General features: G+C 49.3%; 19 protein-coding genes and 7 pseudogenes. 2 read left to right on the top strand and 24 right to left on the bottom strand.

What is annotated here, in order from left to right:
* Positions 1-110 precede the first annotated feature (110 nt).
* The 10 genes and pseudogenes from DXA93_RS14130 to DXA93_RS14080 all read right to left on the bottom strand — a co-directional run.
* Positions 111-299: a transposon-encoded TnpW family protein gene (locus tag DXA93_RS14130; protein WP_002569233.1), complete on the bottom strand. Its 189-nt coding sequence runs from the start codon at positions 297-299 to the stop codon at positions 111-113.
* Positions 296-1153, bottom strand: coding sequence for an ATP-binding protein (locus DXA93_RS14125; RefSeq protein WP_117962489.1), 858 nt, complete (start codon positions 1151-1153; stop codon positions 296-298). The genes DXA93_RS14130 and DXA93_RS14125 overlap by 4 nt, the downstream gene beginning before the upstream one ends.
* Positions 1150-1897: pseudogene (locus DXA93_RS14120) on the bottom strand (phage replisome organizer N-terminal domain-containing protein). Before DXA93_RS14120 ends, DXA93_RS14125 begins: the two are co-directional and overlap by 4 nt.
* Positions 1887-2099 carry a hypothetical protein gene (locus DXA93_RS14115; RefSeq protein ID WP_087212865.1) on the bottom strand — a complete coding sequence of 71 codons (213 nt, stop codon included), beginning with the start codon at positions 2097-2099 and terminating at the stop codon, positions 1887-1889. Before DXA93_RS14115 ends, DXA93_RS14120 begins: the two are co-directional and overlap by 11 nt.
* A gap of 184 nt (positions 2100-2283) precedes the next feature.
* Positions 2284-3905, bottom strand: a pseudogene (locus DXA93_RS14105) (relaxase/mobilization nuclease domain-containing protein).
* Positions 3877-4275: a plasmid mobilization protein gene (locus DXA93_RS14100; RefSeq protein WP_002569238.1), complete on the bottom strand. Its 399-nt coding sequence runs from the start codon at positions 4273-4275 to the stop codon at positions 3877-3879. Before DXA93_RS14100 ends, DXA93_RS14105 begins: the two are co-directional and overlap by 29 nt.
* Positions 4276-4749: 474 nt before the next feature.
* Positions 4750-5081 (bottom strand): annotated as a pseudogene (locus DXA93_RS20710) (winged helix-turn-helix domain-containing protein).
* Between the two features lie 100 nt (positions 5082-5181).
* Positions 5182-7383 (bottom strand): HelD family protein, encoded by a 2202-nt coding sequence (locus DXA93_RS14090; RefSeq protein ID WP_117739290.1) that lies wholly within the window; start codon positions 7381-7383, stop codon positions 5182-5184.
* Between the two features lie 402 nt (positions 7384-7785).
* The gene (locus DXA93_RS14085; protein ID WP_007037419.1) at positions 7786-7926 is read right to left on the bottom strand and encodes a Maff2 family mobile element protein; all 141 of its coding nucleotides are present in this window, start codon (positions 7924-7926) and stop codon (positions 7786-7788) included.
* Between the two features lie 220 nt (positions 7927-8146).
* Positions 8147-8392, bottom strand: a pseudogene (locus DXA93_RS14080) (VirD4-like conjugal transfer protein, CD1115 family); the annotation flags it as partial.
* Between the two features lie 960 nt (positions 8393-9352).
* Here DXA93_RS14080 and DXA93_RS14075 point away from each other — a divergent pair.
* Entirely contained in the window at positions 9353-10390 is a 1038-nt protein-coding gene (locus DXA93_RS14075) for a hypothetical protein (protein WP_117813726.1), read from the top strand.
* Positions 10391-10572: 182 nt separating this feature from the next.
* Here the strand turns inward: DXA93_RS14075 and DXA93_RS20705 are convergent.
* The 7 genes and pseudogenes from DXA93_RS20705 to DXA93_RS18655 form a co-directional block, all read right to left on the bottom strand.
* Positions 10573-12211 (bottom strand): annotated as a pseudogene (locus DXA93_RS20705) (recombinase family protein).
* Between the two features lie 72 nt (positions 12212-12283).
* Complete coding sequence (locus tag DXA93_RS18030; RefSeq protein WP_171027916.1) at positions 12284-12451, bottom strand: hypothetical protein; 168 nt, start codon at positions 12449-12451, stop codon at positions 12284-12286.
* A 267-nt stretch (positions 12452-12718) separates the two neighbouring features.
* Positions 12719-14077 (bottom strand): virulence-associated E family protein, encoded by a 1359-nt coding sequence (locus DXA93_RS14060; RefSeq protein WP_055221981.1) that lies wholly within the window; start codon positions 14075-14077, stop codon positions 12719-12721.
* The gene (locus DXA93_RS14055) at positions 14037-14741 is read right to left on the bottom strand and encodes a CHC2 zinc finger domain-containing protein (protein WP_118533435.1); all 705 of its coding nucleotides are present in this window, start codon (positions 14739-14741) and stop codon (positions 14037-14039) included. The genes DXA93_RS14060 and DXA93_RS14055 overlap by 41 nt, the downstream gene beginning before the upstream one ends.
* On the bottom strand, positions 14738-15982 hold the full coding sequence (locus tag DXA93_RS14050) for a hypothetical protein (RefSeq protein WP_055266764.1): 1245 nt from the start codon (positions 15980-15982) through the stop codon (positions 14738-14740). Before DXA93_RS14050 ends, DXA93_RS14055 begins: the two co-directional genes overlap by 4 nt.
* 470 nt (positions 15983-16452) lie before the next feature.
* The gene (locus DXA93_RS14045; protein ID WP_055222220.1) at positions 16453-16758 is read right to left on the bottom strand and encodes a hypothetical protein; all 306 of its coding nucleotides are present in this window, start codon (positions 16756-16758) and stop codon (positions 16453-16455) included.
* Positions 16742-17221 (bottom strand): hypothetical protein, encoded by a 480-nt coding sequence (locus tag DXA93_RS18655; RefSeq protein ID WP_226906287.1) that lies wholly within the window; start codon positions 17219-17221, stop codon positions 16742-16744. Before DXA93_RS18655 ends, DXA93_RS14045 begins: the two co-directional genes overlap by 17 nt.
* 175 nt (positions 17222-17396) lie before the next feature.
* On the opposite strand from DXA93_RS18655, the gene DXA93_RS14035 reads away from it, so the two are divergent.
* Entirely contained in the window at positions 17397-18245 is an 849-nt protein-coding gene (locus DXA93_RS14035; protein WP_055266762.1) for a helix-turn-helix domain-containing protein, read from the top strand.
* 80 nt (positions 18246-18325) lie between these two features.
* Here the strand turns inward: DXA93_RS14035 and DXA93_RS18650 are convergent, their stop codons facing one another.
* The 7 genes and pseudogenes from DXA93_RS18650 to DXA93_RS14000 form a co-directional block, all read right to left on the bottom strand.
* A complete protein-coding gene (locus tag DXA93_RS18650; RefSeq protein WP_055219875.1) occupies positions 18326-18628 on the bottom strand; it encodes a hypothetical protein in 303 nt (100 codons plus the stop codon).
* Between the two features lie 12 nt (positions 18629-18640).
* On the bottom strand, positions 18641-18823 hold the full coding sequence (locus tag DXA93_RS14025; RefSeq protein ID WP_055219873.1) for a hypothetical protein: 183 nt from the start codon (positions 18821-18823) through the stop codon (positions 18641-18643).
* A gap of 14 nt (positions 18824-18837) precedes the next feature.
* Positions 18838-19215, bottom strand: a complete 378-nt coding sequence (locus tag DXA93_RS14020) for a TnpV protein (protein WP_055219871.1) — start codon at positions 19213-19215, stop codon at positions 18838-18840.
* Positions 19216-19312: 97 nt separating this feature from the next.
* Positions 19313-19894 (bottom strand): annotated as a pseudogene (locus DXA93_RS14015) (VirD4-like conjugal transfer protein, CD1115 family); the annotation flags it as partial.
* Between the two features lie 41 nt (positions 19895-19935).
* The gene (locus DXA93_RS14010; RefSeq protein ID WP_006428300.1) at positions 19936-20094 is read right to left on the bottom strand and encodes a transposon-encoded TnpW family protein; all 159 of its coding nucleotides are present in this window, start codon (positions 20092-20094) and stop codon (positions 19936-19938) included.
* Positions 20095-20236: 142 nt separating this feature from the next.
* Positions 20237-22108 (bottom strand): AAA family ATPase, encoded by a 1872-nt coding sequence (locus tag DXA93_RS14005; protein ID WP_119208611.1) that lies wholly within the window; start codon positions 22106-22108, stop codon positions 20237-20239.
* Positions 22105-22266, bottom strand: a pseudogene (locus DXA93_RS14000) (MobQ family relaxase); the annotation flags it as partial. The pseudogene DXA93_RS14000 and the gene DXA93_RS14005, both read right to left, overlap by 4 nt.

Below are 22266 nucleotides of genomic sequence, written 5' to 3'. Positions count from 1 at the left end.
AAATCCTCCGTTTCCGACAGCCAGCCCCACTATTCCGTACCTTGATTGTACCACATGGGGCGGCTGTCTGTATAGCGGCAAAAGCGTCAAATCTGCTTCTTTATGGTCTGTCAAATCGCCGTTTTTTGTGTAGCAGCTTCCGCTTCCAGCACTTTCATCATCTTGTCGGCTGCGGTGTCGGTTGCGCCCTGCTTGAAGAAGCCGGAAACGGTAAGGACGGAGTTGCCCATGCGGATTTCCGTTACACAGTCCGGGCGGCGGTCTGTTTTGGTGGTGCTTGTCTGTTTGGTTTCTGTCATAGGCTCTCCTTTCGCTGCTTTATCAGTTGCTTTAATCGTTCCAGCTTTTCCTGTGCGGTTTCCTTTCGGAAGTTGCTGCCCGTGAAGCGGACGGGGGCGCACATGGAAGTCAGCCTGTCATAGATACGGGCGTGGGGCGTGTCCTGCGGGTGCTGCAATTCCTCCAGCGTGAGGTTGGTCGTGGCGATCAGCGGCTTGCCGCTTCGGTAACGGCTGTCAATCACGCTGTAAACCTGTTCCAGCCCGTACTCTGTCCCTCGCTCCATACCAAAATCATCAAGTATCAGCAGAGGGTAGCTGCAAAGGCGGGAAATATATTCGTTCCTGCCCTCAAAGCTGGCGGCAAGGTCACCCAGTATCGTTGCAAAATTTGTCATGCGAACGGCAACCTCTTTTTCCATAAGGGCGTTGGCGATACAGGCGGCAAGGTAGCTTTTTCCTGTCCCCACGCCGCCCCAAAACAGGTAGCCGATATTTTCAGCCTGCATGGTTTCCCAACTCTCCACATAAAAGCGGGCGGTTTCGGTCTGTGGGTTTCTGCCGTTGTCATGCTCAAATGTCCAGTTCCGCATAGCGGGGTCGGTAAAGCCCCGGCGTTTCAAGTCCTCCACTGTTTCAAGGTGCTTCTGTCGGCTTTCAGCGGCTTCCCGCTTTTCACGGGCTGCCCGGTGGCAGTCGCACTCTGCCGGGTGTCGGTCATGCCCTAACCATTGGGCGGTTTCTTTTGAAAAGTATGCTTCTTTTGGCGTATGGCACTTGCCGCAGTATAAAAGCCCGTCCTCGCCTGTGTAGTCCTCTGCTTCGGCGGTAGTGGCTGTAATGTCCGTAATCATAGCTTCAATCTCGTTTTTCATAAGCTCTCGCCCTCCTTGCATGAATAATCGGGTATGCCCTGTTTCGGGGCAGCCTTGCCTTTGGCAGCGTCCTCCTGCGCCCACTTGTAAATGGTGGCTGCATGGCTGTGGTACTGCTTCCCGGTGGAAGCGATATGGCAGGAAAGCCGGTCAATATAATACTCCCACTTGTCGGGCAGCTCTGTTTTCAGCCCGGAAAGCTCTGTATCGGTCAGTATCACATTGTTGTATCTGCCATAAGCGGCGGGGGCGGGGTATCCCGTTTCTCCCTCTCTCTCTTTTTCTATCTCTATCTCTTTCTCTAACTCTATCTCTATCTCTGGTGGACGAATGTCGGACAAATGTCCGCCTTTTGTCCGGGGCGGTAAAAGTGCCTTGTTTTCCAGCCTTGCAGCCCGTTTCCTCTCGGCTTCGGTAGAGGACTGTCCTATCATCAGCTCAATGTCGGTCATATAGAAAGCCCCGCTGTCAAGCTGCTCCACAAGCCCCAACTGCCGGAAAATCTCTAAAGCCCTCTCAACTGTCCCTATCTGGTGGCGGGTCAGTGTCGCTATCATCTGCGCTGTGTAGGGGATATGCTCGTCAAGCTGCAACTTCCCGCCGTTTTTCAGCGATTTTAAGTACAGCTCAAGAGAATATTGGAATATAAAATCCCGTCTTTCATATCTTCCAGCAGTACAATGAGTCGCTGTCAAAAAAGTTCTCTTTCAGCTTGAGGTAGTAATACTTGCGGTTATCTGCCATTGTCCCTGTCCTCCTTTTTCCGGCGTTTGGAGTAGTAGCGGGGGCAGAGTATGATAACCGCCCGGAAGCTCTGCTTGCAGCTATGGGTACAGCTCCGGCAGAGGTCGTTGTATGTGATACGGTCGCAGGTGGCATTCCCGACTTTCACTTGCCGCAGGAAAAAAGACCATTCCAGCCGCCGTTTCTTGCTCATTCTTGGCATGGGTGCGCTCCTTTCTGCCGTTTCCGCTGGTGTGGCGGTATCGGCGGTAATTCTGTATCATCTCGGTATCATTTTCGGGGTTTTTCTGCCCTGTAAGCCCGTTAAAAAATCCTTTGGTATTGGGGATAGGGTACGGGGCAGCCCCCTTGTTCTGTATGGGTTCAGGTACATTTTGGGGTGGTTTTTATCGCTCCTGTTCCTGCCTTTTCACAGGCTTGCGCTCCCGGCGTAAAATCTGGTCGATATTGCCCTTGACGGTCTGTAAGCGGCGGTATTCCTCCCGTTTTGCCCGGTAATCGTTGTAGCCGCTGTTTTTCTCTTTGATAAGGGTTTCAATCTCTGCTTGCAGGGCTTTATAGCTTGGCAGCTTGGAAATGCCGTTCTCCCTAAAATAACGGGCGGCTGCGTCTGCTATGATAAAGTCGCTTTCGTGCTTCTGTCGGTAGGCTGCTTTTGCTTTGGCGTTTTTCTGCTGTTTCAGCCCGTCCCGGACAGGGCGGGTCTTGGAATAGGCAAGCACCTGCCGTTGCAGCTCCTTTTTCCCGTCCAGCGTCTTTTCCACCTGCTTCAGCTCTGTAAGGCTTTCCCGCATGGCGGTATAGGCGGCAGAACAGGCTTCGTCCAGTTCCTCCGGGGAAGAAAAGCCGTACTGCTGGTAGGCGGTAACGGTAGCCGCCATTTGCTTTAGATTGTACTTTGCCGCCCAGCGGTCATAGCCCACGCCCTTGCCCTCGGCTCGCTTGGCTTCCCGGTCAACCATGCGCTGCAAGGTGTTGTCTGCCGGGGTGGTTTTTGTGGTTTTTTCCCCTTGTGACGGCTTTTTAACTGCGGCAGGGTATTCGGGTATGGCTTTGGTCTGTTCGGCGGCTCTGCGGGCGTTCTGTGTAAGCAGGGCAAGGACAGTAGCCTTGTCAAAATCGTCCCCCAGCTTCCGGGCTGTGATAGGCTTTGTCCTGTCCGGCGTGAGGTAGGAAAGCCGCCCCCGACTCTCCTTGACAGTCACACCCTCACGCAGCAAAAGGGAAGAAAACTCGTCAAAGCTGGTAGCTTGGGAAAGTGCCTGCCGTATCGTCCGGCGCAGCTTCGCCTTGTCCGTTTCAAACTTGGTGGGCTTGGTCGGCTGTCCGGCGGCTTCTCTGGCGGCGTTCTCTTTATCAAGGGCAAGCTGCCCTTTCTTTGCCGCCCAGTATTCCCGTTCCGTTATCCGTTCCTTGCTGCCGCTTAGGAGGTCGATTTGGTAAAGCCCCTCCCGGTGGCACATCTCCATGACTTCACTCTTGAAATATTCCATAGCGGCGTTGGTGCAGCGGTGCTTGCAGCCCTCCCGTGTATCGGCTGGTCTGTCCATGTAGGGCAGAAGCGGGACTTCATAAATCCGCAGGGAGTTGATGACGATATGCACATGGATATTGCCGCTGTGGTTATGCCCGTCCGGGTGGGTGCATACAAGGCTTGGTGTCCGGGGAAATGCTCTTTACAGAACTGCTCGCCCAGCTCCTGCGCCCGGTCTACGGTCAAGCCGTTGTCTGTCCCGTCCCGTGGGTCAAAGCTGATGATATAGTGGTGGCTTTTCACATCTTCCCGTTTTTGGTTTTTCTCATAGCGGAGATTGGCTCGCATACAGGCAACAGCGAAATCTTCGCCCCCACAGTTAAGGGAAGAAATGCGGTAATCCTCCCTCGGTATCAGCCGCCCGTTTTCATCAAGGGTGGGCTTCATGGTAAACTCGTCATGCTCAAATGTGAGGTAGGCTTCCGCTGCGCCATAGTCGGCATTTTTAGAGCTGATATGTTTGAATGTTGCCAACAGCGTCACCCACTTTCTGCAAGACTTCAAACTTTAGGGCAGCAAGGTCGGAAACCGCCGCCCGCACCTCCCCGGCAAGCTGCGGGTAGGGGCTGTGCCACTCGTTCAGCGTCCGGGCTATCTGGTTTAAGTTGCCGCCGATCCTGCCGTATTCGGCGGTCAGTTTCCCGACAGCGGCAAGCAGCTCGTCATTGACAGGAGAAACGGTTATGATGGGGCGTATGGCTGCCCCGGTTATGGCTTGCCGGATAAACTCGGCTTGGCTCATGTTGTAAGCAGAAAGCCTTTCCGCAAACTCGGCGTATTCTTCCTCGGTCATGCGTGTCTTGACTACCCGGCTGCGGTGCGGTGTGTTGTATCGTTTTCGCATGGTAAAACCTCCTTTCTGTGCGTGGTGTCCTCTCACTAATAGGAGAAAAACGGGGTGTGAAGCGGAACTGTTTTTGAAAAATCCGAAAAAATATTTTGAGGGATTTTTAAGCGGCGCAAGCCGCATAAGCAGGGTTTGGGGAAGGCACTCCCCAACAAGATTCCCGCAGGGGCAAAATGAGCGAAAAGCGAATTTTGGTACTGCGGTAGAATCTTGCTCTAAGAAAGTGACGGATTCCGCTGTGTAGGCTTCTGCTGATACCCTCGACGGAGAGGGCGGGGCTTCTGCCAACTTTGCGGCAATATTTTTCCCGTCATTATACTACGCACTGGAAGAAAAATATGGCAAAGTCCCCCGGAAAATCTTTTCGTGTTTTCGTAACAGTATTTGACAAAAACGGGCGCAAAAAAACAGGAAACCTTTTTCTGATTTCCTGTTTACTGACTGCCAAAAAGGGCGGCGGTTATTCGGTTGTCATTCCCCGGAAGCAAACTTGTAGCCTATGCCTAAAACGGTCTTTATGTAGGTGGGGTTTTTGCTGTCCGGCTCTATCTTTTTCCGTAGGTTGTAAATCACGTTGACAACACTTGAATGGCAGCTATCGCTATCCATGTTCCAAACGGCTTCAAAAATCTGTTCTTGTGTGAGGACATTGCCGGGATTGGAAGCAAGGAATACAAGGTACTGTATTCAAGGCGGGTAAGGTTTATTTCCTCCCCGTCCCTAAATACCCGGCGTTGGTGCTGCCTTATTTCCAGTCCCGGAAAAAAGAGTGTAGGAAAAACACCAAAAGACATGGTTTCCATTTTAGCTTGATTGGCAGTTATTAACGATATAATTTGTTCATATAAGTTGTTCTGATTATCTGTCCGAATTATTATTAACTTATCCATGTGTTTTCATGACCTATTCTGTCTGCGCTAGTTTTGTATGTTTAGAAGTTGCATATATCAATGGGCTAACTTCTTTTTCACAAAATAAGCTAAGTCTATGGAGTGCTCTGGTACAGGCAACGTATAAGAGATTTTTATCATCTTCATCATAGTAGTTTTGATTGTCTGCATCACAAATTAAGACGGCATCAAATTCCAACCCCTTTGACATATATACTGGTATAATGAATACACCTTGTAACTCTGCTGCACTTCCATTTCTGATTATTTGTATATCTAGTTTGTGCTTTATTTTGTTATACAAGCAGATGGAATTATTTTCAGTTTTACAAATTAATCCTATTGACTGTAATCCTTTTTCTTGGCATGATTTTACCTCTTCAACAATCTTGTCAATAAAGACTTCGGAATTATCCGCAATAAATACTTCCGGGCTATCCCCTTTCCGATTAAAACTTTTTATCTGTGGACTTTGTTCTATGAATTTTAAGCTAAAATTTAATATCTCATTCGTACAACGGAAACTTTTGTTCAACACGATAAGAGAAGATTTTTTCTTATTCAGTATTTTATGAATTTCTTCATAGAAAGATATATCCTCTTTTTTGGCAAGGGTTTGTTTCATATCCCCTAAGATTGTAAATTTAGCATTTGGAAATAATAAGCCGAATATTTCATATTGAAGCGGGTAATAGTCTTGAGCTTCATCAATGACAACCTGCTTGATATTTTTATATTCATTCGTTCCGTATATTTTTAAATATAAATAAAGCATTGCTATTGCGTCATCATAGTATATACAGCCTGCTTCCAGATTTTCTTTCGTATATTCCCGGATTTCCTTTATGCTCTCTGAGGAATTATTATTTTGCAATAAACTGAAAAAATAGGATTCATTGCTAAATAATGTTTTATACAACTCAAATATATCAATTTTTATAAATTTTTGTATTTCCTGCTTTACTAAATTTTTTTCTGCTTTATGTCCCCGTCCCTTTCCTGTTCCAAATATTAGTTCTAAAATATAATCTTCTAATTGCTCTAACTTTATGCCTAATGGAGTTTCTGTTCTTCCCAGTATCTTATCTTGTAGAGTCTGCCTGTTTACAACACATGTTCCTTCATAATAAACATCATCAAATTCTATCCATTGGCATGGAATATCATAAATAAATTTGTCTAATATTTCCCCAAAAAGTTTTGACGCTTTAAACTCGATACTGTCTTTATAAATTTTTTTGTATTGTGAGGGAGCAATTATTTTTTCTAAAAAATCGTTCTTGGACTGAATTTTCCTGCCTTTTAACAGCATTTTTAGAATATCCTCAAATACAACGGAGATAACATTATCTTCTCCCAATTCGGGCAACACATTAGAAATATATTGCTCAAATATAGTATTAGGGGAAATAATCATAATATTATTTGCGGACAACTTTGTCTGTAATCCTTGATACATAAGATAAGCTGCCCGATGAAGGGCAATGGAAGTTTTACCGCTTCCTGCCACGCCCTGCACCATTAACAGGTCGTTTTCCATATCTCTGATAACAGCGTCCTGTTCTTGTTGTATTGTTTCAACTATCGCTTTCATTTTGGCGGTGGTATTCTGTGATAATAGTTGTCTTAAAAATTCATCAACAATCTGCACATCTGTATCAAAAAAATACTTTAACACTCCATTCTTTATTTCATACTGACGTTTTAATTTGAGTTCACCTGTTACCCGCCCGCATGGAGCGTCATAAAATGCTTCTCCTTTCATAAAGCGGTAAAAAATACTTGCAATCGGTGATCGCCAATCATAAACATACATCTCCTGATAACTGTTTTTCCGTAGAGAGGAACGTCCGATATATATTTTTTCACATTCTTCCTCATCATCAAATTTAAAATCAATACGGGCAAAATATGGTGATTTTATCATGTTTTCCAGTAAAAGTATTCTGTGTTCTTCTTCTTCATAATCTACAATTTTATCTGTAACAGGGTTCATATATTGACTTAACTCAACAAGTGCCTCAAATCCGTCAGAAGTGTATAGATTTGTAACACTATGTGTTGCGTTTTCACGAACTTCTTTTTTGGCTTCGATAATTTGTGATTTCTTTTTTTCTGCTGCTTCTTTTGCTTGTTTTAATTGTTCCTCGGCTAAAGATATAGTTTGCTTTAATCTTATTTCTTCGTACTCTCTTTCTGATTGATTATTTCCCATAAAAAATACCCTCCTTGATAAAAAACAACAGAAAAATTCTCACTGATACATTGCTAGGCTAGTTTAGCACACGTTTGCCTATATAAACAGTCTTGTAATCATGAAATTTGTATGATACTATTATGGTGGGAGAGAGAATACAAAAATATTGTATATGCAATAGTAAAAAGGTCAGTAGCCTTTCCCATTATCCCATATCTTCAGCAGACAGGAATACAAGCCCAGTAAATTCTTCTTACAGAACGTGGGAAAGCTGCACCTTAGCTTTCCATGTCCTGTGAATAGAGTTATCCATGATTCCATAGCCTGTTATGCACATTTCCATAATGCTTGTCTTTGGTTCTTTTGTTCGGAATAGTGTGGTGCTTGCGGTCTATCTCTTGTTTTCGGTTGCTTGCTTCTTTACCGTACATGAGCATTGGCGCCGGGGTTGTCGTTGCCGTAACCTTCCAGCAGGTTGATAACGCCCCAGATACCGAGACCGGCACCGAGCGCGATAACGAGGGTCTGAAGAACGGTGATTGCCTGTTCAAAAAATGCCATATAGTTTGTTAGCCGGAATCTGATTAAAAAATAGGTTTGTCATGTTTCATAGGCATACAAAAGCCGGAACAATCTGCCGCCCGGTTTCCGGGGGGCATGATTCCGGCTGTCCTCCTTTTTCATTATTTTTTCTTGCGATTGTCCGCTTTGTACGCCAATGGCCCATAGAGGGCAGGTGCGGCGAATAGATAAGATCACTCCCTTCTAAAGCGGAACGAAATTAAGCGCCCTTTGTGTCTACTTCATATACATCGCAGACCTCATTGGGCTTGAGTTTCAGCCTTGCGGACAAGAATGCTTCAATATCAAAAGCGTTCTTGTCATCCGCGTCGGCAGTGTACTTGAAATTGGGGTGCTTGGTAATGTCGTACTTGTCCGAAAGAAAAGGACGCACACCGCGCAGCTGGAGAATACACTTGCCGCCATCCATAACAGCAAGCTCATCCTGGCTCATCAGCTCTTTGCCACATTGTCAAGTGATGAATTCAAGAAAACGGCAGCCGCAAAGAAAAATCTTTGTGGCTGCCGTTCTAATTGGCGGCTTGAAGCAAAAAAATCCCCGGTTGTACCAGGGAAATAAAAACTTTAGTATAGCCTAAAAGAGAAAGCTAGCGCCTTGAGGCGCGGCCAAGTAGAGTGGGCTTAAAGCCTGCGTCCCGAGCCACCCGTTTTACGGGTGGCAGCGACTCCTTGTCTGTTTATCTTATACTTGTCAATTTATATTATCCAATAATGTGAATTATAATATGACAGTACGGATGCATATTATAGAAACATAACTTTGAAAGAATCAAGCATAACCTGTGGAGTGACTCTTCAACGGATAAACTATTTTCACTTCATACAGTTCCGACATATGGAATAAGGAACACCAATCGCCCTCAATACAACTTTCTTTCTATTAGTTAAAAATGCACATAATCAAAAAAGAAAATCGACTTATTTTAGACAAATTCATTGACAAGTTCTGCTTTAGGTGATAAAATAAAAGTGAAAAGTCGAAATTTATATTGTTGGGAGGTAAGACCGATGATTTGTTTTAAGGTTAAGTTGCCTAACTTAATAATGGAGCATTTTTACCGACGCTGCCAGCCTTTGGAGGCTTAGAATTAAAATTGTTTCTATTTGCGCATAAGTTAGGCATGATTATTTGTCTACTTATGCGCTTTTTTATTTGAATTTTCAGTATTAGCAGAAAGGAAGTGTTATACATAGATAACATATGGCTTATCCTTTTGCTTCTATTAAGTTTTTTTTATGATTTTTAAGCCGGAACTTTTATGGAAAATTGACACTTCTTTTCTGTAAAAGGCGGTGAACCTACAGATTTATATCTTGGTTTGATGCGGGTTGCTGGAGTATTCTTTTTTATTGCATCCATCATTTGCATTATTGTTTTGGTTTTATAAGAGAAGGGGGGCTTTTAATGAAAAAGCTAACACGTAAGATTGTTGCACTTACTCTTTCCTTGGTTATGTGCATAAGTTTTTCTAACACTACTTTTGCTTATGCCGACAACGAGAATATCAGTTCTTCTGCTGAAGCAAGCAAAGTGAATTGGTGGAAGATTGGCTGGATTATCCTTTCAGATTATGTGGAAAAGCTTATCGATCTCGATGGACAGAGTGAAAAGGATAGTAGTTGGGCCTATCTTGTTTCACCTAGCATAGAATATAACACGGGTGATATGGGGCCTGAGGTTTATTTTCGTCCAGAAGTAGATAACAGCGTTGGTTCTATCCGTATGCATGGACATAGGATTATCTTTGTCGATATTTTTACACAGATTGCACTCATCTTGTCAGATGCCTCTGGTGATACGGTAAGTCAAGCAACTACTGGTACAAATCAGTATATGTTTTATACAAAGAAAGCAGGAGACAGTTCTGGTACATGGAAAGCACAGTTTGTTTCAACTGAGACATACAAATGGCAGTTGTATTATGCCCATTATTACAATGCCAATGCTCGTTCAAGTGTTCCTATGACGGAAGATGGATTTTACTTTGGGGATAATAACAGAGTTTATCAATTCTCTGTTGCAGAATCTTACAGACTTAATTCTCTTCCTCCAGAGGTTGTTGATATGACACAACTTAATGCTCAATTTATTAATCCTGCTGATGGAAAAACTGTAGATTATCTCAAAGACTTTAATGCTGGAGATCAAGTTCATTTCTCTGATATAATTATTGACATTAGTTATGATGCGACTGAGGATGCGACTACATTTTATTTTACCGAGGATACTTATGAGGAAAACATAGGATGGAAATTTGCAGGAAATCTTCTTGACCAATATTCCGCTGGTGATGTTCTGAATCTAACTTTTGATGTGTTGAATGTCGGAAACTATCAGGCATTACTTTTGAAAGCCTCGACTACTTTGAAGCAGCTTACGCGCATAATAACGGTGCCGCTTATCCCAATATTCAAGATTACCAATAATTTGATTTTGACATAAGGACTTATAGAAGAGGGCGTGTTGCGGATAATTTTCTGCAACGCGCCCTTTTTAGTATGCTTTAGCAAAATAAAGTTATCCCTTTTACTCTGGCCAAAGGAATAACTTTATTGCCTGATAGCATTAAAAGAAAATTGTTGTATCACTTTTGATATAAATTAAAAGTATTTAGCGTCTAAATTCTACCTTGACATTTCCCCAACAAAATTGTAAATAATCTTAACCTCCTGTGTCCTCTGACCATCAATCTTCTTGATTTCTCCAATCAGAATCCGGCTAATGAGCCGGTTCAGCACCGCCTCGTCCAGTTCCTCGATGGCGGCATAGCGCCGGATTTCCTTGATAAAAGTGCGGACTTCGCTTTCTTGCGCATCGGCACGACCTTGCATCATTGCCAGGTCATGCAGGCGTTTCTGGTTGGATTCCTGCTCCTGTTCCAGCGCCGCCGTCAGCTTCACAAACCGCTGCTCGGTCAGGATGCCTTTGGCCTTATCGGTGTACAGGCTCAGGAACATCCCGTCAATTTCCTGATTTCGGGCTTCCAGCCGCAGGCGTTCCTTTTCTGTCTGGGAGGCGTCCACCAGATACCGGTGCTCCATCCGGCGGCTGAGCCGCTGGTAGAACGCATCGGCATCCTTCATAGCCTGCGCCGCCAGTTCCTGAATGTCTTTCAGCACCAGATTGTATAAATCCCTGGCCTCTATCTTGTGGCTGGAACAGACCTTGCAGCCCATGCGGTTGTAGGTCTGGCAGATATAGTACGCCTTGTCAATCGGCTCCCGCATTTCGCCGGTGAAGCGGTTCTTCCCGGTTCGGCCCACTTTCTCATACCGCACCTGCATGGACTTCCCGCAGGTGGCGCAGTAGACCAGACCGTGGAACAGATTATAAAAGGGGCAGGAATTCCCCTGAATGGTCGGCCTGCGGTCAATGAGTTCCTGCACCTGTTCCCATTCCTCCGGCGTCACAATGGCCTCATGGCAGCCTCGATCACTTCCCACTGGTCACGGGGAATAATGTCATAGGTGTTGGAGCGGATGCCTTTCTGATGCGTCCGAAAGACCAAATGTGCGCCTTATAGAATGGATTTCTCAGGATGTGACTGATTCTGGCTCCGCCCCAGAAATAATAGTTGGCGTCAAACTCCGTGTTGGCTTTGACATGGGTGATTGGGATTTTTTCTTCCATCAGACGTTTGGAAATCCTCATGCAGCCCAGCCCGTCAAGGGCATAGTCATAGATTTTGCGGATGATTGGCGCTGTCTCAGGGTCAATGATGAGATGCCCCTTGTCCTCCGGGTCACGCATCAGGCCGAAGGGCGGCGTCCCTCCGCAGAACTTCCCCTGCCGGGAGCGGGTGGTGATGCCTGCCAGCACCTTTTTAGAAATATCCCGGCTGTACATATCGTTCAGGATATTCTTAAAGGGCGTAATGTCCATCTCCTGACGGGTCAGGCTGTCCACGCCGTCCGTGATGGCGATATAGCGTACATTGTGTTTGGGGAAAAAGATTTCGATATAGCTGCCAGCTTCAATATAGTTCCTACCAAGCCTGGATAGGTCTTTGGTGATGACGCAGCCGATCTTCCCCGCCTCAATGTCAGCGATCATGCGCTGGAAGGCAGGGCGGTTGAAATTGCGGCCCGTATAGCCGTCATCCACATAATATTCATACTGGAACATTCCATGCTTTTCAGCAAAGTCCCGAAGCATGATTTTCTGGTTGCTGATGCTCATACTCTCGTTGTCGCCGCCGTCATCCAGAGAGATGCGGCAGTAGAGAGCGGTGATTTTCTCATAGACTTGTTTTTTCCTGCTCATAGCGTTCTCCTTCTATGAACAGGGACACGATACCATTATAGTACCATGTCCCTGCCCCTGAATCAACCGTTTTTACGCAGCGTTTTCGGCCATTTCCCGCTGCTGACGCCATTCCTCGAAGTGTTCGCAGGTCTGGCGCTCGATCAGCTGCTCAAAGGCTTCCCGCATGGACTTCTCCCCGGAGAACTCCCGCACCACCACAAAACGGACTTTATTTTTCTGCTGTTTGCTTTTTTCCATAGGCTACCTCCATAGAGTAGCAGGCCAGACGGCAGCACTGGCAACGAAGTCCGGCAACGAACCTCTGAAAACCTGTAAACTACCGTCTGACCTGCAAATCTTACTTTATCAATTTTCTTGAAAAATCTCGTTGTTTTCGTTGCCGGAGATAGAGATAGATATTAGAAAATACCTTATTTACAGGCTTTTTCCGTATCCAGACCGGAGAATCCCCGGCAACAAACCCGGCAACCAAGTGGCAACCATCCCGGCAACAGACCGCTAATTTTATGCGATCCACTCCTTCGGCAGTTCCAGCTGGCAGCATTCTTCCTCGGTCAGCTCCACAAATCCATCTTCGTTGCCGGGCAGTTCGTTGCCGGAAACGTCCCGTTCCCAGCCCCTCTGCCTGCCATATCCGGTGAACATCCGGGGATTGGAGAATGGTTTCCAGCCCGTCACCACCGTGTTCATGATCTCGTTGATATTGTGCAGCTGCCACCGCTTCGGCTCATCGTAGGTGTGGCCCAGCGCCTCCTTGAACAGCTGTTTGGAGCAGACCATGCTGCCGGTGTAGTGTTCCAGAAAGCCCTGTATCTGTCCGGCCTCGGTGTCCTCCGGCATGAAATCCTTCTGCACCTCCACCAGCTGGCGCTGGATGGACTTGCTGAACTTCATAGAGTAGTGGCCGCTGCGGTAAATCGTCATGGCCTCCGCCCAGACCTGTAAAAGATAGGCTCTGGAGGCGTCCTCGTCCTCCAAAATGTGAACCTCTGCATTCTCCGGGTAAATCATGATCGGCAAAAAGCGCCGATTTCCGGCCCGGTCAAGGGGCAGGAAGTCCAGTGTGTTGGACGAACCGCCGAACACACACTGCCGCAGCCGGTCTTTGGGCTGGGCCTCGTAGGGCGTCCGGTAGGTTTCCTTCTGGCGGCTGATAAAGGAGCGGATTTCTTCAATGCTTTTGGCGCTGCTGGTAGCCAGCATCTCCGACATTTCGATAATCCAGTGTCCTTGCAGCTTCAGATACACCCTGTCATCGTCCAGTTTTTTCAGGTCGTCACTGAACCACTCGTCCCGGATCGCCAGCAAGCGGAAGAAGCTGGACTTGCCAGCCCCCTGACCGCCCACCAGACAGAGCATTTCCTCATATTTGGAGCCGGGGCGGAATACCCGCCGGATAGCCCCCAGCAAAAAGTGTTTCAGCATTTCCTCCACATAGTCGCTCTCGTCCGCACCTAAGAAATGATGGAGACAGGAGCGGATGCGGGGCGTCCCGTCCCAGACAAGGCCGTTTAGCACGTCCTGTATGGGATGGTAGCAGTTCTCATTCGCCACGATGGAGAGCGCCGCCGTCATCTTTTTCTCACTGGTCAGGCCATAGGTCTGCTCAAAATAGAGAAGCAGATATTTCACGTCCGTATCCGTCAGGGCACTGGTATTCCTGCGCCAGCCTAAATCCTGTACAATGTCCACCCGGTCAGTCAAAAGGTTCAGGCGGATCGCCCCACGCAGGAGAGGGTCATGGCAGAACACCGTCCGGCAGTTGCCGATGGTGTTGGCGGGCTGGCCCTTCTCGGTGACGGACAGGCTTTCCCGCACCTCATCAACGCTCCGCTCCGGCGCTAAGGCTTCGGCTGCGCTCATGGCGGCCTGCCGGGTGGCTAGCGGTAAACTCTGATATTCGCTGCTCAATCTTCCTCACCTCTTTTCCATACTCAGCGACCACGGAAGCACGTTCCTCCATGCTGCCGGACAAGAGAATATCCAGCAGATATTCCGTGTACGGTTTCTTTTGCAGGGCCTCCACGAACAGCGGATTCCACGCTTCATCCGGCGTCTGCGGGGCGTATTCCTTCTCCCAGCGTTCCAGCAGATGCAGGTAATTGCACAGCACCCGGAAACATTTCTGCTCCGCCTGCCGGTAACGCAGTTCCTCGCTGATTTTTCGCTTGACCGGCCTCCTGCGGGGCGGGTCATGGCCTTTGGCGTCATAGTGGACAGAGAAATCCTCCGCCAGCTTCAGCGCCGCCTCCTTACTGCTCAGACTAAACAGACGGGCGGTAAAATCAATCACATCCCCATCTGCCTGACAGCCAAAGCAGTGGAACCGATGGTCAATCTTCATACTAGGATGTTTGTCATCATGGAAGGGACAGTAGGCCATGCCATTCCTGCCAACCTGCACCCCGTAATATTCCGCAGCCTGCCTTGTGGTGACAGACTCCTTCACCGCTTCAAATATATTCGATTTTCTCACCTCCAGGCAGAGAAAAAAGCACCCGTTTCCGCAGAAAATCAGGTGCCTCATAACTCCATATCGTGTTTCTTTTTCGGAGCAATCCGCCCCTCACGTTCCCAGCGTTCCCGGTTATCTCGGTCAGCGTTCAGCCTGCCTTTCGCCAGCTTCTCCCGGATGGATTCTCTGGCCTTCTCCTTAATCTGCTCCTTACCGGCCTTCTTGACCTCCGGCTGCATGAGAGTTTTCTGGATTTTTGCCAGGGCGTTCTGCATGACCCGTTTGATTTTGGTAATCACTCCATCCAGACGGGCGGCAGCGTAGTCACGCTCCTTCTTCGGGGCCTTCCGCTCCGGCGAAAGCACCCACTTTTTCGTTTCCTCGATCAGACGAATATCTTCTTTGTGTGTCTCCTGCCGGACGGTATCGGTCACCACCTCCACCGCCTTGTCATAGGCCGCATCGGAAACATCATCTAACAGCGTCTCCACGTCCTCGATTTTGAGCGTCAGTTCTTCCAGCTTCTGCTCCTGCGCCGCAAGCTGCTCCTTCTGCTTCATCAGGATATAATCCTGTTTTTCCAGATAGTCCCGCCCGCCGTAGGACGGCTCCTGATCCAGATGCAGCCCATGCCGTCTGGCGATGTCAAACAGGATCGTCCGGCAGACCGCATCAAAGGTCTGCTTGCGGTTGTTGTTCCGGCCTTTGGGCTTCTCCGGGTTGGGGAGAGGGATGCCAAGTTCTTCCAGCGCCTTTTCCTGCTGGGGGCACAGTTCCCCATAGCGGTTCTCACAGTCAAAGACGTGCCGCTCATGGATGTGGGGCGTCCCCTCGTCCAGATGGAGCGCCCAGTCCAGGATGTGGATATGGGAACCGAAGCGGCGCTCAAATTCCTGATAAAACTCATTGACGATGGAAAAGAGCGTATCCGGCGAGACGGATTCTCCCATCGTGCCGATCTGGTAGATACTTTCCTCCGGGCAGGTCTTGTTGTTTTTCAGCAAGTCCTCCACAGTGCGGTTGCGCTCGGTGTGCCGGGTTTTCTCATTCCGGGCGTTCTGAGCTTCCACATAGCCGCCGTAATGCTCGTAGTAATACATCCGCTCGATTTCCTCAAAGCTGAAATCCGGCTGCTCCGGGTTCTCCCGGAACTCATGGGTGGTAAAGCCCCGGTAGCAGTCCCAGTAGACATTTTGCCTTGCCCGTTCTGCGTCAATGTGTTCGCTGTTCTCCACATCGAACCGGCGGTCATTGTGGCGGGGATTATAGGTGCCATGCTTGCCGGAGCGTCCATTGTGTCGTGTCAGTTTCAAACAGATTTCCTCCTTCCTGCGAAGATGTTCTGGGGCCGGGGAAGGGGCGGCGAAGCCGCAAATCCTGCGAATTTTGCGTCAGGTAATACCCAATACAAGTTGACGCAGGCATCAACTTTCCCTGGGCAAGGCGTTTCACCCTTGACCCGATGGGGCGGCTGCCCTCAACTGCCAAGCACTTCGTCCTTGACCCGATAATGGCTGCCGCCCTTAACCTGCCAATGGGCGTTGCCCCTTGACCCCAGCAGTGCGCTGCCGCCCCTGCACCCCGCCACAAAGGGCTGGCCGCCTCTGTACTTCCGCACCGGCGAAGCTGGCTTCCACCGCAGGACGGTGTTTGCCAGTTTCACCGGCTCCGTATCCACACATTTGCGCCCATAGGCGGGGAGTGGATACGGAATACGCCTGCGGGGATTGCCGGTCAAAACATCGGGTGCAGACCCGTCATTTTTCCCGTAAACACCCCGATTTTAGGCGATTTTTTCTTCCGTTACCACCACCTGAAAGCCATGCTCCTTTGCGTACTCCCTTGCGGCGGCTTTCCGTTCTTCGCTGTACGGAGGCACCAGCCGGATCGACAGCCGGGACTTGTCCAGCACATAGGTCACGCTGCCCTCCGGCGTGCTGCGCTCCAACCGGCACAACAGTGGGTACTTCCGGCTGAAATCAGCCAGCCTGCGCTTCAAGCTGGCGTTGAAGGTGTAGACGCTGGCAAGGTTCTCCGCCTCGTTCCAGTTGATGATGGTTTCTTTCTCATACTTAGACAGCTTCTTCATACAGATCCTCCTCATAATCGGTGTAAGATTTCAGCACACGCAGGTTGCGCTTGAGACGGCGGTACTCGTCCATCTCCATGCGCAGATGGTGATAAAAATCCTCGTACCAGCTTTCGTTCATCTCCGTCTCCACCTTCCGGGCCAGCCCCAGCATCCGGCGTTTGGCCTCCGGGTCAACCGTCAGAGCCGTCAGCCATTTCAGCCGTGTCACCGTATTGTGGTGGCTGAGACAGCCGTAAGCGTAGAGAATCTTCTTTTCTTTCATACTCAGTGTCATAATGATTTCCTCCATTTCTTTGCTGCGGAGCCATGCGCCCCGCATGATAAACTTGTTTCCTGTCCGCCGGTCTGCCTGCAAGCCGCTCCTGCCCGGAATTTCTCCCGGCGTATCGGCCTCTTTGGTGTGCTCGATTTCTGTCCTGGCGTCACTTCCCCGGAGGCCATACCCCTTGCAGCCGGTCATTCGATTTTCAAGGTTCTGTGCCTGTCTGCAAGAACCAGTTTACCGAAAAAAGAGGCCCTTTCCCGTATATCCAAAACGTCGGAAAAACGCTCGAAATCCGCATATTTCCACGCTTATGGAATCGTGCTATAATGGGTGTAATCACTGAAAAAGATAACGAGAGAGGGGGCTTTGGATGTACGCAAAGCTGACAATCCCGGAGCGGCTCAAAGACCTGCGGGTGGTGGACAAGCACCTGACGCTGGAACAACTGGCGGAGCAGACCGGCCTGTCTAAATCCGCGCTGGGAAAATACGAAACCGATGACTACAAGGACATCAGCCCGTTTGCGATTGCAACGCTGGCGGACTTTTACGGCGTGTCCACCGACTATCTGATGGGGCTGACGGAAAATAAAAATCACCCAAACACAGAACTTCAATCTCTGCATCTGAGTGATGATATGGTGGAACTTTTGAGCAGCGGCAAAATCAACAACCGGCTTCTCTGCGAACTGGCTGCCCACCCGAATTTCCGGCGGCTGATGATAGATATGGAAATCTGCATCGACCAGATCGCCAATATGCGGGTGGAGCAGATGAATCTGGTGTTGGAGGCCACCCGGCAGACCGTCATGAGCAAGTATGCGCCCGGAGAGGATGACCTCTATATGCGGACGCTGGAACTGGGGCAGGTGCAGGAAAGCGATTTTTACAGCCATGTCATGCACGATGATCTGGACAGCATCGTCCGGGACATCCGGGAAGCACACCGCAAGGACAAGACCACCGCCGACCCGCAGCCCACGCTGGATGACGTCAAGGAAAAGTTTGAACAGGCGCTCGAACAGGGCAGCCAAGAGGAAGTGGTAATCCACGAATTTTGCGACAGAATGCAGATACCCTTCGAGAAGATTTCCTCAGAGGACTTCTCTGCATTTTTGCGGATACTGAGCCTGTCCAAAATGCTCAAAAATCCCAACAACATGAGAGGAAAGGCCAAGCCGCAGCCGTACTATGCGCCCAAGCGGAAGAAACGCAGATAACAGGAAAGCCGCCCAATCTGTACCGTTGGACGGCTTTCGACCCGTTTGTGGGCGGAATAAAATATGTGGTTATACATCCGTTAGCTGACCGTTTTCATCAGCTTTTTCATAAACTTCCAGAGACGGATGCCATCTTTGAGGCCCAGCCGGTAAAAGAAGCACTCGCTTTCTGCACCAGAATCGAAAATAGAATCACAGTAGTGTCTTACAGCGTCCTTCTGTTCCTCAGACAATGCGCTGATTGCTTTTTCATACTCGTTTTCCAAGCGAAGGCAGTCCTCTTTTTTCTCCGTGCCGGTTTCTGCCTCCCGCCACTTAGCAAACTGGCTCTGCATCCGCTCCTGAATCATCAAATCAACCAATTTTTCTATATCTGTACCCATAAGCGCCCCTCCTTATGCTGGGCGGATATAATTCCGGTATGTTTCCAGGACGGAATCTGACACACCGCTTTTATATACTTTGCGGATGTCGGAGATTTCCTCTTGCTTCAGCAGTTTCAGCCATTTCAGCAGCTCAGCCCTGCCGTTGGCAAAGTTACAATAACGCCCATCGGCGTATTCGATACGGTATCTCATAGACAGGCACCTCCTTAAACAAAAATCATCTCAGAGAGGATGATTTCCTCTGCTCGGCTGCGAATGCTGTTCATGCCCCCGACCCACGCAAGCTGGTCACGGGCTTTCAGTTCCTCGGTGACACCCTCCGCCTCCTGCATCTGCGAGACGATACACGCCAGCCGGTCAGCGGCCTGTTCGTTCAGGTCAGCAAGATATGTCCAGAGTTTTCCCGACAGAAGCAGGGCATTGTACTGGCCGGGCCGGTGTTCTTGCAGAAACGCTTTGTGCATCCGGCCCCACCGCCCAATGGGGCGGCTTTCCTCCGGTAGCTCCAGATCGGGGATGTAGTAGTCTCCCACCAGCGTGTAGCTGATTCCGTTTTGATGGATTTTCTTTGGTAAATGCTCCATGTTCGACCTCCTGTATTCAGTTATTTCAGAATCCAGTTGATCGTGTCCCTGTTCATGATAAATTCAAGGCAACTGAACTCTTCACGAACAAGTATGGCATATCTTTCCCCAACTTTTGATAGTTGAGAGAGTGGGAAGTTTCACGCCCACGGCTCTCTCCGGTGTTGTAGGTGTCGATGGTTTCCTTTCCCAGCACGGCAGCCAGCTCCTTGAGGGTGGTTGGCTCCTTACCGCCCAGGAAGATGGAAGTATCCATGTTGCCGATGATGGTATCTGCGTTATCCTTATAGATCGCCTTCAGCTGACTCTGTGCCTGCAACACCAGACAGGCGGAAATCTCACGGCTTCGGATGGTGGCCACCAGCTTTTCCAGCTTAGGGATCTGGCCGATATTGGCGCACTCGTCAATGAGACAGCGCACATGGACCGGGAGCCTGCCGCCATACACATCGTCGGCTTTTTCGCAGAGCAGATTAAACAGCTGGGTGTAGCACATAGAGATCAGGAAGTTAAAGCTGTCATCTGTATCACTCATAATGAGGAACAGGGCAGTTTTCTGGTCTCCCAGAGTGTCCAGCTCCAGCTCATCATAGGCTGTGACCTCACGCAGCTCTGCAATGTCGAATACCGCAAGGCGCGCACCACAGGAAATCAGGATCGACTTGGCTGTTTTTCCAGAGACGAAAAGTCAAGGACTTTTTCATCAAATTCACAAAGAAGTCACATTTTGCGGACTTCCTCACGGAGCAGACGCTTGATTTTGTCCTCCATCGTCTCTTTTGCGGTCTGGCTGAAATGGACACGGACGATATAGGTTGTCTTGCCGATCTGCTTTCTGACAGTCGGGCAAGTGGCGGTGTTAGTTGCGGTATTGTTCATTCAAAATCCTCCTGTAAATGAAAAATGCCCGGTGACTGTTCATCATCGGGCGGTGTCGGTATGATGGAACAAGGCAAGGCGGCAACATTAAGGTATCTATAAAAACCTTGCCGTCTTTGCCACGCTTGCCGTGTTCCTGTTGTCAGTTTCGGAGATAGCAGACCCATGCTGTGCCGTCTTTCTCGGTCACAAGTCTGTCCCCGATACGGCTCTTTGCCGTTCTCATGGTGCGTGAAGAAATCCCACGCTCATTGACTGCCTTTTCCAACTCTGCGCTCGGCATACGCTTTCCGTCCGCAAGCAGTTCCAGAATGAGCATTTGCGCCTGTGCGGTCTTGCTCTCGGTCTTGGCGGTGTCTGTCCCGGCAAGAAGCTCGTCAGCGGTAATGTCATAAGCCCCTATCCACTCAAAACCTTTCTCATCTCCCAGAGAAAAGGCAAGGGACTGTCCGGGCGGCGCAAGGGAGCTTTTCTCATGGATAAGCACCCTCGTTGTCGGACTGTCCTTCAGCTTGCCAATAAACAGCAGACTGCGGACTGCCGCCGTAATGTCGATAGACCCCAATCCCCGGTAGGTGCTTTGCGTTCCTGCGGCTTTGTTCAGGTGTCCAATCAGCACGATAGCGCACCCAGTAGCCTGTGCAATGTCTCCCAGACTGCGGAAGATGGGACGGACTTCATTTGCCCGGTTCATGTCCACATCTGCGCCCAGAAACGCCTGTACCGGGTCAATGATAACAAGCCTTGCGTTGTTCTCACGGATTGCCCTTGCTATGCGCTCATCGGCAAGGGTCAGCGGTGTGTCCCTATCGTCAATGACAAGCACTCTTTCAAGGTCTGCTTCCGCTTCCATCAGCCGGGGCTTGACGGTATCGCCCAGACCGTCCTCTGCGGTCTGGTAGATGATATTGAAAGGCTCAATTGTCTCCATACCGGGCAAAGGCTTTCGGTTGGTGCAAGCCGCCGCAAGACGCATGGCAAAGTAGGTCTTGCCCTCGCCGGGGTTGCCCTGTATGATGGTCAGCTTTCCAAAGGGAATATACGGAAACCATAACCAATCCACGCTCGTAAGCTCCACATCTGCCATACGGAGCATTGGGACAGGCTGGGCGGTGGGCAGCTCTCGCAGCGTGATTGTCTCGGCTATGAATTTGCGGCTGGGAATGTCCCCTTGCTGACGGAGAACATCGTTCCAGTCTTTCCTTGCCGGGACAAGGCGAATGACGGCGATCTCGCCGGGAATGTCCTGTGCCAGCCGGGTGCAGGCTTCACTTCCTGCGGTGTCGCTGTCAAGGCAGAGGAACACTTTTCGGGTGTCCTTACGTTCAGAAAGGAAACGGTCAAGGGCTTTGCCTGAAACGCCGCCCAGGGCAAGGTAGCTCCTTGTCTGCCAGTCCTGCGGATAAAGGCAGATAAAGGACAAAAGGTCAATCGGTGCTTCAAAGACAAAGAGCTGGTTGCCGTTTCCCTCATAGTGGAACGGATAGGATTTGTCAGACCCGGCAATGTCCTGCCTGAATGGGTCTGCCGTTCCTCGCACATGGGCGTATCTCGGCGTACCGCTTCGGTCTCTGCCGACAAACACAACATTGTGCCGCTTTGCGTCCTCGTAAATATCCCCGGAAAGAAGAAAAGCCTCAACAAGCGTTTTGTTGAGACCTCGGCTTTCGCAAAGATATTGAATTGCTCTGCCGGCTGTTCTGTTGTGCAAGGGCAAGTGAAACGCTGTGGGCGGTGCTGTGCTGGCTTCGCTCTGTCCCTCGGCGCTTTCGCCGGTTAAGAGCTGGACTGCTTCGGGAAAGGACTTGCCGTAAAACTCCATGACAAAATCAATGGGATAGCCGCCCTTGCTCTGGCTGTGGCGAAACCATTTGTTTCCACGAACGGTCAGGCTGTCATGTTCTTTCCAGCGGTATTCCCGTCCGCTTTTGATAAGCGTCTCTCCCTGTGTGCGGAGAAAATCTTCCAGACTGACGGCGTTTGCCCGGTCAATCTGCGCTTGGGTGTAATTCATCGTGATAGTTCCTCCTTTTTGTGTCGTGTTTGGGGTCGATTTTGGAGCATTTGTTCCTCTGTACGCTCGTTAAATCGGGCGGCAGTATCTACACATGACTTGACCTTCCAAAGACGGTGTAAATCGTCTCTGACGGTCTTAAACTCGCCATAGGTGGT

This window comes from Blautia sp. OF09-25XD, from assembly GCF_003482095.1.
Classification (GTDB): Bacteria; Bacillota; Clostridia; order Lachnospirales; family Lachnospiraceae; genus Fusicatenibacter; species Fusicatenibacter saccharivorans.
Note: the sequence above shows the minus strand (reverse complement) of the source record. Positions and strands in the feature narration are given on the sequence as shown.